The following is a 1,489-nucleotide window of genomic DNA, read 5'->3' as shown; positions in this document are numbered from 1 at the left end:
CCGCCGACGTGAGGTCGGCGGGGAAGTCGAACTCGTGCAGCCCGCCCGCCGCGGTGGCCACCGCCGGTCGGGGCCGGTCGGTGGGCAGGGTGATCAGCTCGGGCACGTCGCGCAGCCCGGCCACGACCTGCTCCAGCAGCTCGACGCCCTCCGGGCCGTCCAGGTACTCGCGCTGCCACGCCACGAAGTCCGCGTACTGCAGGGGCAGGTCGGGCAGCTCGGCGCCGCCGTAGGCCAGGCCCAGCTCGTCCAGCAGCAGCGACATCGACCAACCGTCGGACACGGCGTGGTGCACGGTCACCACCAGCACGTGCGACTCCGCGGCCTCGCGCAGCAGCAGCACGCGCAGCAGCGGCCCTTCCGCCAGGTCGAACGGCACGCGGATCTCCGCGTCCACCTCGCCCAGGACGTCAGCACCGGCGACGACCGGCCGGCAGGCGAACCCGAACACCGGTTCGTCGCGCACCACCTGCACCGGGACGCCGTCGTGCTCGCGGAACACGGTGCGCAGGGCGGCGTGGCGGCGCACCACCACCTCGAACGCCGACCGCAGCCGCTCGACGTCCACCGGTCCGGTCAGCCGCAGCGCGGCGGGCACGTTGTAGGCGGGGGAGCCCGGTTCGAGGCGGTCGAGCAACCACACCCGCTCCTGGCCGGGGGAGCACGGGAACGCGGTCACGGCGCACCCACCGCCCGTTCCCGCTCGACCTGGTCGCGCAACTGCGCCGGCACCTGGTCCCCGAACAGCTCCAGGTACATCCGCGCCTGCTCGGGGTCGTCGCGCAGGAACGGGTAGTCGGTGGGGACCATGTGCCGCACCACCAGCATCGGCACGGGGCTGCGCAGCGGCCGGAAGTCGCTGTTCCACAGCCCGCTCTTGGCCGGCGGGCCGTTGTGGAACTCCCCGATCATCAGCCCCTGGCCCACGTACTCCGGCTTGAGCATCGCCTGCACGTCGTCCACCAGCGGCTCCACCGCGTCCTGCGGGACGTCGGGGAACAGCACCAGGATCGTGGTGATCTGCGCCGACGGCTGGGACCGCGGCGCGAGCTCGAGGAACCAGTCGCGGTAGAACCGCATCGTGTCGACCGCCTCGGCGGGGTCGGACGGCGTGCCGGGGTGCACCGCCAGGAAGAACCGCTCGCGCTTGAGCGACGCCGACACGAACGGGCAGACGCTGCCCGAACGGCCCAGGTCCGGGTGCGGGTTGGTCAGGTAGGCCCGACCCCAGTCGAAGGTCGCCCGGAGGTGGATCTCGTACCGGCGCAGATCCGGTGGCAGGGCCATCGGGTCGAGGTCGCTCCGCTCCACCAGCACGCGGCGGGGATCGCTCGGATGGGTCAGCATCGGCCTCGGCCTTCCTTTCGACGGCCGCGCCGCACCGCGGCCAGCCCCGTCACGACCGCGGTCAGCGCGGCCGCCGCACCCCACCCGAGCACGGCCTGCTGCCGCTTCACGCGGCGCAGCGCGTCCGCGTAGGGGGTGTCGG

At 73.6% G+C, this 1,489-nt stretch carries 2 protein-coding genes; both read right to left on the bottom strand.

All coding sequences use genetic code 11. The features are described from left to right. On the bottom strand, positions 1-679 hold a 679-nt coding region (locus AB0G02_RS39820; RefSeq protein ID WP_360805596.1), incomplete at its 3' end, for a condensation domain-containing protein. Continuing rightward, a complete protein-coding gene (locus AB0G02_RS39815; protein ID WP_360805593.1) occupies positions 676-1,347 on the bottom strand; it encodes a DUF6875 domain-containing protein in 672 nt (223 codons plus the stop codon). The genes AB0G02_RS39815 and AB0G02_RS39820, both read right to left, overlap by 4 nt. Between the last annotated feature and the right edge of the window lie 142 nt (positions 1,348-1,489).

The organism is Actinosynnema sp. NPDC023658 (assembly GCF_040639995.1).
GTDB lineage: Bacteria > Actinomycetota > Actinomycetes > Mycobacteriales > Pseudonocardiaceae > Actinosynnema.
Note: the sequence above shows the minus strand (reverse complement) of the source record. Positions and strands in the feature narration are given on the sequence as shown.

Coding starts and splice junctions, on each gene's coding strand:
- AB0G02_RS39815 (WP_360805593.1), bottom strand. CDS start 1,347: ATGCTGACCCATCCGAGCGATCCCCGCCGCGTGCTGGTGGAGCGGAGC.